The 13,212-nt window shown below is 39.1% G+C and carries 11 protein-coding genes; 6 read left to right on the top strand and 5 right to left on the bottom strand.

All coding sequences use genetic code 11. From position 1 onward, the window contains the following. The 4 genes from ACYQ35_RS10430 to ACYQ35_RS10415 all read right to left on the bottom strand — a co-directional run bounded on the left by ACYQ35_RS10430 (nucleotide 1) and on the right by ACYQ35_RS10415 (nucleotide 4,816). Complete coding sequence (locus ACYQ35_RS10430) at nucleotides 1–1,422, bottom strand: polysaccharide deacetylase family protein (protein ID WP_459833182.1); 1,422 nt, start codon at nucleotides 1,420–1,422, stop codon at nucleotides 1–3. Nucleotides 1,423–1,679: 257 nt separating this feature from the next. Next, the gene (yajC, locus tag ACYQ35_RS10425; RefSeq protein ID WP_009460893.1) at nucleotides 1,680–1,952 is read right to left on the bottom strand and encodes a preprotein translocase subunit YajC; all 273 of its coding nucleotides are present in this window, start codon (nucleotides 1,950–1,952) and stop codon (nucleotides 1,680–1,682) included. An 88-nt stretch (nucleotides 1,953–2,040) separates the two neighbouring features. After that, the gene (tgt, locus tag ACYQ35_RS10420) at nucleotides 2,041–3,174 is read right to left on the bottom strand and encodes a tRNA guanosine(34) transglycosylase Tgt (protein WP_009460892.1); all 1,134 of its coding nucleotides are present in this window, start codon (nucleotides 3,172–3,174) and stop codon (nucleotides 2,041–2,043) included. 19 nt (nucleotides 3,175–3,193) lie between these two features. After that, nucleotides 3,194–4,816: a L,D-transpeptidase family protein gene (locus ACYQ35_RS10415; RefSeq protein ID WP_009460891.1), complete on the bottom strand. Its 1,623-nt coding sequence runs from the start codon at nucleotides 4,814–4,816 to the stop codon at nucleotides 3,194–3,196. Between the two features lie 200 nt (nucleotides 4,817–5,016). On the opposite strand from ACYQ35_RS10415, the gene aroC reads away from it, so the two are divergent. The 6 genes from aroC to ACYQ35_RS10385 all read left to right on the top strand — a co-directional run bounded on the left by aroC (nucleotide 5,017) and on the right by ACYQ35_RS10385 (nucleotide 11,528). Continuing rightward, the gene (gene aroC / locus ACYQ35_RS10410) at nucleotides 5,017–6,117 is read left to right on the top strand and encodes a chorismate synthase (protein WP_459833175.1); all 1,101 of its coding nucleotides are present in this window, start codon (nucleotides 5,017–5,019) and stop codon (nucleotides 6,115–6,117) included. A 159-nt stretch (nucleotides 6,118–6,276) separates the two neighbouring features. Further along, nucleotides 6,277–6,816 (top strand): helix-turn-helix domain-containing protein, encoded by a 540-nt coding sequence (locus tag ACYQ35_RS10405; protein WP_459833171.1) that lies wholly within the window; start codon nucleotides 6,277–6,279, stop codon nucleotides 6,814–6,816. 23 nt (nucleotides 6,817–6,839) lie between these two features. Beyond that, nucleotides 6,840–7,913, top strand: a complete 1,074-nt coding sequence (locus ACYQ35_RS10400) for an ABC transporter ATP-binding protein (RefSeq protein WP_009460888.1) — start codon at nucleotides 6,840–6,842, stop codon at nucleotides 7,911–7,913. Beyond that, nucleotides 7,885–8,721, top strand: a complete 837-nt coding sequence (locus tag ACYQ35_RS10395; RefSeq protein ID WP_040449518.1) for an ABC transporter permease — start codon at nucleotides 7,885–7,887, stop codon at nucleotides 8,719–8,721. The genes ACYQ35_RS10400 and ACYQ35_RS10395 overlap by 29 nt, the downstream gene beginning before the upstream one ends. Then, complete coding sequence (locus tag ACYQ35_RS10390) at nucleotides 8,721–10,625, top strand: extracellular solute-binding protein (protein WP_459833166.1); 1,905 nt, start codon at nucleotides 8,721–8,723, stop codon at nucleotides 10,623–10,625. The genes ACYQ35_RS10395 and ACYQ35_RS10390 overlap by 1 nt, the downstream gene beginning before the upstream one ends. Before the next feature lie 18 nt (nucleotides 10,626–10,643). Next, on the top strand, nucleotides 10,644–11,528 hold the full coding sequence (locus tag ACYQ35_RS10385) for an RluA family pseudouridine synthase (RefSeq protein ID WP_009460885.1): 885 nt from the start codon (nucleotides 10,644–10,646) through the stop codon (nucleotides 11,526–11,528). On the opposite strand, the gene ACYQ35_RS10380 is transcribed toward ACYQ35_RS10385, so the two are convergent. Continuing rightward, nucleotides 11,525–13,192, bottom strand: coding sequence for a nucleoside kinase (locus ACYQ35_RS10380; protein ID WP_009460884.1), 1,668 nt, complete (start codon nucleotides 13,190–13,192; stop codon nucleotides 11,525–11,527). The two genes, ACYQ35_RS10385 and ACYQ35_RS10380, sit on opposite strands and share 4 nt — an antisense overlap. Nucleotides 13,193–13,212: the final 20 nt, after the last annotated feature.

Genomic DNA, 13,212 nt, shown 5'->3' with positions numbered 1-13,212 from the left:
CTATTTACGGAACTGTGAATAACTTACTCCATTTTCCATTGTAACTCCTCTTGCTTCAGCCAACTCACTTACCGTAACTAACTGGTAACCCTTCTGAATCAGCATCGGAATTAATTGTACTGCCGCTTCAACAGATTGTTTATGGATATCATGCATAAGTACAATATCCCCGTCTTTTGCATTTTTCAACACATTATTAATTGTGCTTTGTACATTTCTTGTTTTCCAGTCAAGCGTGTCTATCGACCACATGATAATTGGCTGTCCCACAGTCGCTTTTACCGTATCATTTTTCTTACCATAAGGCGGTCTCACCAATGTTGTCGGGAATCCTCCGGTCGCTTTTGACACTGCATGTGCGGTCGTTGAAATTTCCTTGCGGATTTCCTCCGGCGTAAGTGTGGTAAGTGCCGTATGTGTTGTAGAATGATTTGCCAATTCACAGCCGATTTCCTGCATTTTCTTCACAGCATTCGGATATTTCTCTACCTTCGGAGCAAGCATAAAGAAAGTTGCCCGTGCATTGTTTGCTTTCAAGGCATCTAATATCTTCTCCGTATCCGGTCCGGGACCGTCGTCAAACGTAAGGGCAATCATCGGCTTATTAGAATCTATCGAATTTTCTTCTGAAATCAACTTTCCGTCCTTTGCAAATTCACATTTCTTCGTGCCAATCTGCTGCTTTCCCGTAACTGCCTTTCCATCTTTATCAAAATAGTATTTATCGTCCTTAATCTTCTGCCAGCCGACTGCCATACTTCCATCTTGTTTTAAGTAAATCTTTACGCCGTCTTTCTCTTTCCAACCGGTCTGCATAACACCTTTTTTGTCAAAATAATAAATTTGTCCATCTTTCTCCTGCCAGCCGGTCTGCTTCTTCCCGTCTGCTCCCATGTAATATGTTTTTCCTTTTGAAACTACAAATTCATTGGCTGCATATTGACCGTCATTTTTCTTGAATTTATCATTTTCCCATTGTCCGTATTTATTCTTTACAGTGACTTTTCCATCTTGCAAATCAATTCTGACTTTACCCAGCCAGTCTTTTGCCAGGGAATCTTCAATCTTCTCAGATAATTTTATCTTAATCGGAAACTCCCCGTCCACTTTACCGTCTGCACTGCAGGAAATCTGATAGTGATTTCCCTTATTAAAACTATCCAATAAATCCTGCACTGTATAACCTGTATCTTCATTCAGTACCAGTTTCATGTCCCCTTTACCGCTTGCCTTTGCCGTAATCTCAGGTACTTCTTCCTCCTGAACCATCTCCACAGATTCAGGTCTGAGTATAATCACTGCCTTCTCACTCTCTTCTGCGGCCGTTGACGTTTGCAACACTCCCATAACCACAAAACATAGTAACAGACATATAACCACTTTCCATATATGGTTGTCTTTTTTGAATTTTTCCCTTATCATTCGTAATCTCCCCTATGCTGTTTTAATCTTATTTTTTATTATAGACTATCCCCAATCCCTATGCAACAAAACAACATTTAAGTTTTCTTTAAATTTGTTAACTTTTTTGTAACTATTCAGCCATGCAAAAAATATATAAGTGGCGATAGACACATTGACTGCTCAGCAGGACTATAATTAATTTTCTCTGCCTGCTAAACGACAATAAAGGCGAAACTCTTACGAGTTTCGCCTTTATATCTGCTTTGCTTAATCTTCTAGTTTTCTGTCCCCGGCTTTTCAACCTGGCTAATTGCTGCTTTCTGCATTGGAATACGGCAATTCTTATTATTACCAAATTCTACAACAACATCATCTTCCTGAACATCAATAACTACTCCGTAGAAACCGCTTGTTGTTAAAACAGTATCCCCTACCTCTAATTCCGACAACATCAGTTTAATTCTTTTCTGTTCTTTCTTCTGAGGACGCATAAGTAAAAACCAAAATCCTCCTAAAATTACTGCATAAACAATAATGATACTTAACATTATCTTTTCCTCCTAAATTTTGCGATATTACCAATATACACAATTATAGGATATACATCAAGGCTTTTCCATAAATTTCATAAAAACTTTATATCTGCTTTCCCGACATACTATCCAGTTTTTGCTTCTTATATTCTTTGTATCTTCCTTCTTCGATTGCTTCTCTGATTTCTTCCATCATTGTATTATAGAAATACAAATTGTGAAGAACACATAAACGCATTCCCAACATCTCTTTCGCTTTTAACAGATGTCTTATATATGCCCGGCTGTATTTTCTGCAGGCAGGACACTGACAGCCTTCTTCTATCGGCCTGTCGTCCAATTCATATTTTGCATTAAACAGATTTAATTTTCCATGATTTGTATAAACATGACCATGTCTTCCGTTTCTGCTTGGATAAACGCAGTCAAAGAAATCCACTCCCCTGTCGACCGCTTCCAGAATGTTTGCAGGTGTTCCCACTCCCATTAAATACGTCGGTTTATTTTCAGGTAAATGAGGGACTGTCGCATCAAGAATACGATACATATCTTCATGGGATTCTCCTACTGCCAGACCACCCAATGCGTATCCGTCCAAATCTAACTCAGAAATACGTTTCGCATGCTCAATTCTTATATCCTCGTAAATTGCTCCCTGATTGATTCCAAACAATAACTGATGCTTATTAATTGTATCAGGCAATTGATTTAAACGATTCATCTCCGCTTTACATCGTTCCAGCCATCTCGTCGTTCTCGCTACCGAATTTTCAATATACTGTCTGCTTGCGACACTTGAAGGACACTCATCAAACGCCATCGCAATTGTAGATGCAAGATTTGACTGAATCTGCATACTCTCTTCCGGTCCCATGAAAATTTTCTTTCCATCAATATGTGATTGAAAATAAACTCCCTCTTCTTTAATCTTTCTCAATCCCGACAAAGAGAACACTTGGAATCCACCTGAGTCTGTTAAAATTGGTTTGTCCCACACCATAAATTTGTGAAGCCCGCCCAGTTTTTTTACAACCTCATCACCCGGACGTACGTGAAGATGATATGTGTTTGATAATTCCACCTGTGTTTTTATTCCCTGTAAATCTTCCGTGGACACTGCGCCTTTGATGGCAGCAGCCGTCCCTACATTCATAAATACAGGCGTTTCAATTGTGCCATGCACCGTTTCCAGTCTTCCTCTTTTAGCAAGACCGTCTTTCTTAATAATTTTATACATATATTTCTATCCTTTTCTTTTAATAGTGACAGATAACCGGAGTTCCTGCTTTTAGATATCCGAATAACTGCTGCGCTTTATCATAAGGCATGTTGACACAGCCGTGTGAACCATGTGTCAAATATCTGTTTCCTCCAAACGAACTCTGCCATGTTGCATCGTGGAAACCGATTCCTCCGTTAAACGGCATCCAAAAATCTACCGGTGTTTCATATTCCCTCTTACCGTTTGGCAAAATTTTACCTCGCAGCACTGCACCCTTCTGTGTGTAAGTAACTGTGTATGTTCCCTGAGGAGTCGCATGTCCGGTACTTGGCTTTCCTGTTACAATCGGACTTTCCATCATCAGTTTACCGTTTTGGAAGAACCACATATGTTGTGTTGTCAAATCAACTTCGGCATATGTATTTCCGAAATCATTGCCTTCATGTGATACCGCTTTTCTTTTATATTCCGGTTCACGTTTTACGGAGTTACCTGCAAGAATATCCTCCGTTAATTTCTTATATTCTCCATCTTGATTAATTTTCCAGCCATAAACTCCATTTTTCACTTCCACAGTCTTTCCTGTAGCAGTTACAAAAGAACGCGGTTTTCCCGAAGTGTCATATTTGCTTGCAAGTTTCTTAATGTATGCCTTCACTTCTTTTTCTTTGAAACTTACATTCATATTTTCATCGACTGAAAGCCAGTCTGAAATACTTCCTTTATCCACTTTCTCTGTAAACGGTTTAAAATCATAAGTAATCTCAGCCGTCAGACATTTGTTTAACGCGTCCTTTGCTGAAACAACTTCTTTTGAGTCAGAGACATATTTCGGCTCATAGTATGCCTTGCTTTTCTTCATATCCACTTCTTCATTCAAGCCGTCCAAATGTTCCTCGATTACTTTTGTAAGATTTTCTACATTGACTTCATTTCCATAAACTTCTTTCTGGATAGTAAATTCAGTTCCATCAAATACAGGTGTAGCCGAAACTGATTTTACCGGGTTTTGGTTTTTTACACTCTCTAACTGACTGATTTGTGCGCTTAATTTCTGTTTATCATAAGTGACACCAATCTCAATCTCTCTTATATCTTTCTTAAAAAGCGATTTTGGCCATAAAAACGGATTTTGAGATTTTAACACTTTCTGAAGTTCATTTCCCGGATTATATTTCAGGTCGATTTCTTTTCCCTGAATCTTCTCGGTCTGTCCATCACTTCTTTTTAATGTCAATTCATAATCACTTATCTGTTTTTCAATGGATTTTTCCACATGTGCAACACTCTTGCCACCAAATTTATTTTCATTTATCGTTGTTCCAAAATAAAAATGGCTGTTAAAATAAAATGCAAATCCCAAATAGACAACAAGCAAAACGCCTGCCAAAGATAGGGAAGCAATTATCCATTTCTTTCCCGATTTAGATTTTTCTTTTTCCCTTTTTCTCTTCTTTGGACGATAATTGGGGTTCTTCTCGTCCTCATCATACAGAAAAACTAACTCTCCCTCATTTGTTTCCTGCTTTTTTTCTTCTTTACTGACAAATCCGGATAAGTCTTCTGTTTCCAAAGCCTCCAGTTCCGCAAGCAGTTCCTTTTGTCTTGTATCGTTTTGAGATGATACATTTTTCTTGTCTTTACTCATATCACTCATTGAATACTTCTCCCTTTTATCTTTTTTAAGCAAATCAATAGCCAAAGCCAATATTTACCAAAAGTATTGCTTTGACTATCGTGTCTATTATAATACGTTGCCCGGTAAATGTATATAGAAAACTTTAAAAATTAATAATTGCGTGATATTTAACCTTATTCTATAATAGTTATGTAATAATTGTACAAAGGAGGTACACTATGGCCGGATCAACATATGGAAATATTTTTCAGGTAACGACATGGGGCGAATCACATGGCAAAGGAATCGGTGTTGTCATTGACGGCTGTCCTGCCGGACTTTCCCTATGCGAAGAAGATATTCAGAAATATTTAGACCGAAGAAAACCGGGACAAAATAAATACACAACAAAACGAAATGAAAGCGATACCGTAGAAATTTTATCAGGTGTCTTTGAAGGAAAAACAACGGGAACTCCCATTTCCCTTCTTGTTCGCAACGAGGACCAACGCTCAAAAGATTATGGAAACATTGCTTCCTGCTACCGTCCGGGACATGCCGACTATACATTTGATGTAAAATACGGCTTCAGAGATTACAGAGGCGGAGGACGTTCTTCAGGTCGGGAAACAATCGGAAGAGTTGCCGGCGGTGCCGTCGCTTTAAAACTTTTGAGTGAATTAGGAATTACCGTTTCCGCCTATCCAAAAGCTATCGGGCCTTATGAAATTCCTTCCTCTGCATATCGTTTTTCAGAAATGGAGGAAAATGTTCTCTGCATGCCCAATCTTGCATATGCGGAAAAAGCGTCGGAATTTTTAAATCAGTGTATGGAAAACTGCGATTCTGCGGGAGGAGTAATCGAATGTCAGGTGAAAAACCTTCCTGCCGGAATCGGTGAACCCGTATTCCACAAATTAGACGCCTGTCTTGCACAGGCAATGTTTTCTATCGGCGCAGTAAAAGGTTTTGAAATTGGAGACGGTTTCTGTGCTGCCACATCTTGCGGAAGTGAAAACAACGATGCTTTTTATACAGAAAATGGAAAAATATACAAAAAAACAAATCATGCCGGTGGAATTTTAGGAGGCATAAGCGACGGAAACGATATTATTTTCCGCACAGCCTTCAAACCTACCCCTTCCATCGCAAAACAACAAAACACAGTTACCTCTTCGGGTGAAAATACTGTTCTATCCATTCACGGAAGACACGACCCGATTATAGTTCCCCGCGCGATTGTCGTTGTGGAAACCATGACTGCACTGACTCTCATTGACTTACTTCTTGCAAACATGTCTTCCCGTCTGGAAAACATAACCCGTTTCTACGACCGTTAAAATATTATAAAAAAGTGCTTCGACAAAAACTTCTGTTTGAAGCACTTTTTTTATTGATTTTTTTACATTTTTCTGTATAATAATATTTGTGCGTTTTGTTAAGAAATACTAAACTTTTTGTTTAGTAAAGTCAATATTCATCAGACAGAAAGGAGATTTATGCAAATTGGTCAGAAATTAAAAGGATTACGTATTGCAAAAAATTTACCTCAGGAAGAACTCGCCGACCGCGCGGAACTTTCAAAGGGATTTATTTCCCAGTTGGAAAGGGATTTAACTTCCCCTTCTATCTCTACTTTGGTCGATATTCTTCAATGTCTCGGAACCAGTTTGAAAGACTTTTTTCAGGAGGAATCTGATGAACAGATTGTGTTTGGGAATGAAGACTATTTTGAAAAAGTAGATACAGAATTAAAAAATACAGTTGAATGGATTATTCCAAATGCGCAAAAAAATATGATGGAACCGATTCGACTCACATTACAACCCGGTGGTTCTACTTATCCCGACCTTCCACATGAAGGAGAAGAATTTGGCTACGTCCTTCAGGGAAGCATACAAATTCATGTAGGGAAAAAAGTATACCACGCAAAAAAGGGGGAGGCCTTCTATTTCACTCCCCATTCAGAGCATTATATTAAAGCAAACCGCTCAACCGGTGCGAAACTTATCTGGGTAAGTACACCACCGAATTTTTAATACTTACTACTAAGGAGGCTGTCATGGCAAAGAAACTAATTGATATGATAAACATTTCCAAATCCTATGGAGATAATCTTGTTTTAGATGAATTAAACTTATATATAAAAGAAAATGAATTTTTGACTTTACTTGGTCCAAGCGGCTGTGGGAAGACAACTCTTCTTCGCATTCTCGGCGGTTTTGAAACTGCAAATGAAGGTAAAATCATTTTCGAGGGCAATGATATTACAAATCTTGCTCCAAACAAACGTCAGTTAAACACTGTTTTCCAGAAATATGCTTTGTTCTCACACATGAGCATTGCTGAAAATATTGCATTTGGACTGAAAATCAAAGGAAAGTCAAAAGCATATATTAACGACAAAATCAAATATGCCTTAAAACTCGTAAACTTAGACGGATATGAAAATCGTACACCCGACTCATTAAGCGGCGGTCAGCAACAGCGTATTGCCATTGCCCGTGCCATCGTAAATGAACCGAAAGTGCTTCTTCTCGATGAGCCTCTCGGCGCTTTGGACTTAAAACTCCGTCAGGATATGCAGTACGAATTAATCCGTTTAAAAAATGAATTGGGAATTACTTTCGTCTATGTTACACATGATCAGGAAGAAGCCCTAACCATGTCGGATACAATCGTTGTCATGAATCAGGGGTATATCCAACAGATTGGTACTCCGGAAGACATTTACAATGAGCCTGAAAACGCTTTTGTCGCAGACTTTATCGGTGACAGCAACATTCTTCCCGCTACTATGGTGGAAGATAAACTTGTAAAAATTCTCGGTGTAAACTTCCCTTGCGTAGACACGGGCTTTGGGCGAAACAAACCTGTTGATGCGGTAATACGGCCTGAAGATATTGACCTTGTAAAAGTTGATGAAGGAATTATGCAGGGTGTCGTTACCCATCTGATTTTTAAAGGCGTGCATTATGAAATGGAAGTAACTGCCAACAATTATAAGTGGCTTGTTCATAGTACGGATATGTTTCCGGTCGGAACGGAAGTCGGTATTAAAGTAGATCCGTTTGATATTCAGATTATGAAAAAACCGGAATCGGAAGATGAGGAGGCTGTTATCGTTGAAGAATAGAAAAAAACTATTAGCAGGACCATATCTTTTCTGGTCAGTTTCCTTTATCATCATTCCTCTTTTTATGATTTTATATTACGGGCTGACAAACAGTAAAAATGAATTTACTTTATCAAACCTTGCTAAGATTACAACACCGGAAAATTTAAAAGCACTCGGGCTTGCCCTTCTGCTCTCCTTAATCAGCACAGTTATCTGTCTTATATTAGCATACCCGCTGGCAATGATACTCGCCTCAAAAAGTATGAACCAGACAAGTTTTGTTGTATTGATTTTTATCCTGCCAATGTGGATGAACTTTTTGCTCCGCACACTTGCATGGCAGACACTTTTGGAAAAGAACGGAGTTATTAACAGTATTCTATCCTTCTTCCACTTACCTACCCAATCCATTATCAATACGCCGTCCGCCATTATACTCGGTATGGTATACAACTTCCTGCCGTTTATGGTGCTGCCTATCTATAATGTGATTGTAAAAATTGACAAAGACGTTATCTCTGCTGCCAAAGACTTAGGAGCAAACAATATACAGACATTTACAAAAATTATTTTTCCACTGACTACACCCGGAATCATCAGTGGAATTACCATGGTATTCGTTCCTGCCCTGACTACTTTCGTTATTTCCGACTTGCTCGGAGGAAGTAAAATTCTTCTTATCGGAAATGTTATTGAGCAGGAATTCAAACAGAGCAGCAACTGGAATGTAGGTTCAGGACTCTCACTGGTTTTAATGATATTTATTATTGCCAGTATGGCATTGATTGCAAAATACGATAAAGATGGAGAGGGGACAGCATTTTAATGAAAAAGACATTACAAAATATTTATTTATCACTTATCATTTTTTTACTATATGCTCCGATTGTTACACTTGCCGTACTTTCTTTTAATAATTCAAAGACACGCGCAAAATGGGGTGGATTTACGGGAAAATGGTACGTTTCCCTTTTTCAAAACGAACAGATTATGAATGCTCTGTATACAACTTTACTTATCGCACTTTTGTCCGCTTTCATCGCAACGCTCATCGGTACCGCTGCCGCTATCGGCATTCAAAGTATGAAACGGAAATCGCGGACACTTATGATGGGAATCACAAACATTCCCATGCTAAATGCAGATATCGTTACTGGAATTTCTTTAATGCTTCTTTTCATCGCAATGGGAACGGCATTAAAATTCATGGGAATCCAGTTTTCACTCGGATTTGCAACTGTTTTAATCGCACATATCACATTCAACATTCCTTATGTTATTTTAAGTGTTATGCCCAAATTAAAGCAGACGAAACGAAGTACTTATGAGGCCGCGTTGGACTTAGGTGCATCTCCGGTTTACGCTTTCTTTAAAGTTGTATTTCCTGATATTTTACCGGGTGTATTTTCAGGATTTTTACTGGCATTCACTATGTCGCTAGATGACTTTGTTATCACTCACTTTACAAAAGGACCGGGAGTAGATACACTCTCCACTAAAATTTACAGTGAAGTGCGTAAAGGAATTAAACCGGAAATGTATGCGCTTTCCACTCTTCTTTTTGTGTCCGTATTGATTTTGTTAATCTTGATTAACATTTCTCCGGCTAAAAAAGATGGTGAAGCAAAGGCAAAAGAAATGAAAAAATCTACGCGGGTTTCACGTTTCGTCTTCCGCCGTGTCATTCCTGTCGCTATGGCCCTTGTCGTTGTCGCAGGAGGTATCTTCTACAGTTCAAAAGAAGATTTAAGCGGTGATAATCAGGTAATCGTTTATAACTGGGGAGAGTATCTCGATCCCGAAGTCATTACCATGTTCGAGGAAGAAACAGGAATCAATGTTGTCTACGAGGAATTTGAAACAAACGAAATTATGTATCCGAAAATTCAGTCAGGCGCTATCGCTTACGATGTTGTCTGTCCTTCTGATTACATGATTCAGCGTATGATTGAAAACGATCTGCTTGCCGAATTAAATTTTGATAACATTCCAAATATCAAAAACATCGGATCGCAGTATATGGAACAGTCCAAACAGTTTGATGCCGAGAACAAATATTCCGTTCCATATTGCTGGGGAACTGTAGGTATCCTCTACAACAAAAAAATGGTTGACGAACCAATTGACAGTTGGTCTGTGTTGTGGGATAAGAAATATAAAGATAACATCTTGATGCAGGACAGCGTCCGCGATGCTTTTGCCGTAGCATTAAAATATCTCGGCTACTCACTCAACTCTACTGATTTGGACGAACTTCAGGAGGCTAAGGAATTGCTCATCAAGCAGAAACCTCTTGTGCATGCATATGTCATCGACCAGGTTAGAGATAAAATGATTGGAAACGAGGCGGCAATCGGTGTCATCTACTCCGGAGAGGCAATTTATACACAACTCGAAAATCCGGACTTAGAGTATGTTATCCCAAAAGAAGGATCAAATGTATGGATTGACTCATGGGTCATTCCGAAAAACGCAAAACATAAAGAAAACGGCGAGAAATTTATCAACTTCCTCTGCCGTCCTGATATTGCAAAGATGAACTTCGATTATATCACCTACTCTACTCCAAATACAGAAGGACGAAAACTGATTGAAGATCCGGCAATACGAAACAGTACAATTGCTTTCCCTGACGCCAAAGAATTAGAGCGCTGTGAGACATTTAAGTTCTTAGGGGATAAAAATGACGCCATTTACAATGAATTATGGCGTGAAATTAAATCAAATTAATTCTGAAGAGAGGTATTTATGAGACGAGTATTTACTTATAGGATACCGGAGGAATTTGAAAATGACACTCTGCTTTCTTTCCTGAAAGCAGAGTGTTATTCTTCTCCGATTATCACACATTTAAAACGAACTGAGAAAGGATTACTGTTAAACGGAAACTGGGCAAGAGTACGGGATATTCTTCACAAAAATGATATACTCACCGTAACTTTATTAGAGACAACTTCCTCTGACAACATCGTTCCGGTTTCTCTTCCCCTCGATATCGTCTATGAAGATGAAGATTTAATGGTAATAAATAAGCCCGCAAATATGCCTATCCACCCTTCCCAAAATAATTATGATAACACTCTGGCAAATGCCGTAGCATACTACTATGCCCAAAAAGAAGTCCCTTTTGTCTACCGCTGTATCAATCGTCTGGACAGGGACACAACCGGTCTTCTTATTCTGGCAAAGCATATGTACAGCGCTTCTCTCCTATCCGATATGGTAAAAAACCGTCTGATTCATCGGGAGTATATAGCCATTGCCGACGGATATGTGGACGATGCCGGAATAATAGATGCCCCTATTGCCCGCACAAAAGACTCCACGATAGAAAGAGAAGTAAATTTCTCTGAGGGAGATTTTGCCCGGACACATTACAAATGTTTGCAAAGAAAAAATGGGTATTCCCTCGTTTCCTTAAAATTAGAAACAGGGCGTACCCATCAAATCCGTGTTCATATGAAATATATCGGTCATGCACTTTTAGGGGATTTCTTATATAATCCCGATTATACTTTTATCGGACGGCAGGCGCTTCACTCTCACCGCCTGACTTTCATGCACCCGATTACCAAACAGCATCTTACATTCACTGCTCCTCTTCCTTATGACATGGCAAAACTATTTGACTAAACCCGAAAACAGCCGCCACCGATAAACTCTCTCAAAAGGGAGTTTTTCGGTACGTTTTCCGCACTGATTCCAACGAAATAGTCTAAGAATTTCAACAATCGTTTTGCCTCCACATATTCATCACAATCTTTGTCAATTCCAAATAAAATCGGTTCCGCATATTGTTTCAGCACCGCCAGTTCATAGATTAAAGCAGAGCTAAACATAGCGTCTGCCTCCTCCTGAAACGGAAAAATATTTCTCTCTTCACCTCTTCTTACCGAGTGCCACATGGCAATCGTATTCTGTGCCGACGTTCCTCTCGTTCTGGCATCTCTAACCATACGTCTTAACAGTCTTCCGTCTGTCGTCGGTATACGATTATGCTCATCAATATTTAACTGTGTCAATGCACTGATATAAATTTTAAATTTATTTTCTGATGACAGTTTATAGGTAAGGGCATCGTTCAGGCAATGGATTCCTTCTATAACAAGTATATCCTGTTTTCCCATTTTAGTCGGAGGTGCATTATATTCCCTTTTTCCCGTTTTGAAATTAAACGTAGGAAGTTGCACTTCCTTCCCTTCCAGCAATTCCGTCAACTGATGATTAAACAGTTCTCTGTCAATCGCTTCCAGACATTCAAAATCATAATCCCCATTTTCATCTCTCGGCGTGAACTCACGATTTACAAAATAATTATCCACTGCAATCGGGTGTGGTTTTAACCCCAATGCCTGCAGTTGAATGGACAGGCGATGCGAAAACGTTGTTTTCCCAGACGAGGACGGCCCTGCAATCAAAACAAACTTAACACTTGGTCTCTGTACTATCTGCATTGCCAGTTCCGCAATCTTTCTCTCCTGATATGCCTCCTGCACAAGTATAACTTCTTCCATTCCCTGACGAGTTATCTGCTCATTCAAATCCGCCACCGTCTCAATATGCATCATGTCTCCCCATTGGGTAGACTCTTTTAAAATCTGAAACAGTTTCTTCTGTGGCTCAAAGGGCGGAACCGCTTTCGGCTCGTCCTTTGTCGGCATTTGCAGTACAAATCCGTCATCATAGCGATATAAGGCAAAATATTTCAGATATGATGCATCTGGAACCATATATCCGTAATAATAATCAGCCATATTTTCCATTTCATATAAATTTACCGCTGAAACTCTTCGATATCGGAACAGTCTCTCCTTATCATACATTCCCTGCTCTTTAAAGAGAGACATGGCATCATCAATGTGAACCGTTTTCTTTACAATTGGAGTTTTTTCCTCCGCCATTTCTTCCATGCGCTTTTCTACCTGACGCAAAAATGTATCGGTAATCTCAAAATCTCCATCTGCCGTACAATAATATCCTTTACTCACCGAGTACTGTACCCGTATTTTTTTCACATTTTCTTTGCCCGTTACGTCCTCAATGGCTTTTACCATCAAAAGACACATACTTCTTCTGTATGTTTCATTTCCAATCTTTGTATCCGTTGTAATAAATTCTAACTTACAGTCATGCTTACATTGTTTTGGCAACTCCTGTAACTTTCCGTCAACAAGCACGAGAACTATATCATTTTCATACTCTCCCTGATAGTCCTCGGCAATCTTTTTATATGTTGTTCCTTCCTCATAAAGTTTTATCTCGTTCCCTATCTGTATTCTGCACATTTTTCTGTCCATACTACTCCCTCTTTTCTATA

Source organism: Faecalimonas hominis, assembly GCF_054660755.1.
This window is presented reverse-complemented; position numbering and strand designations above follow the sequence as displayed.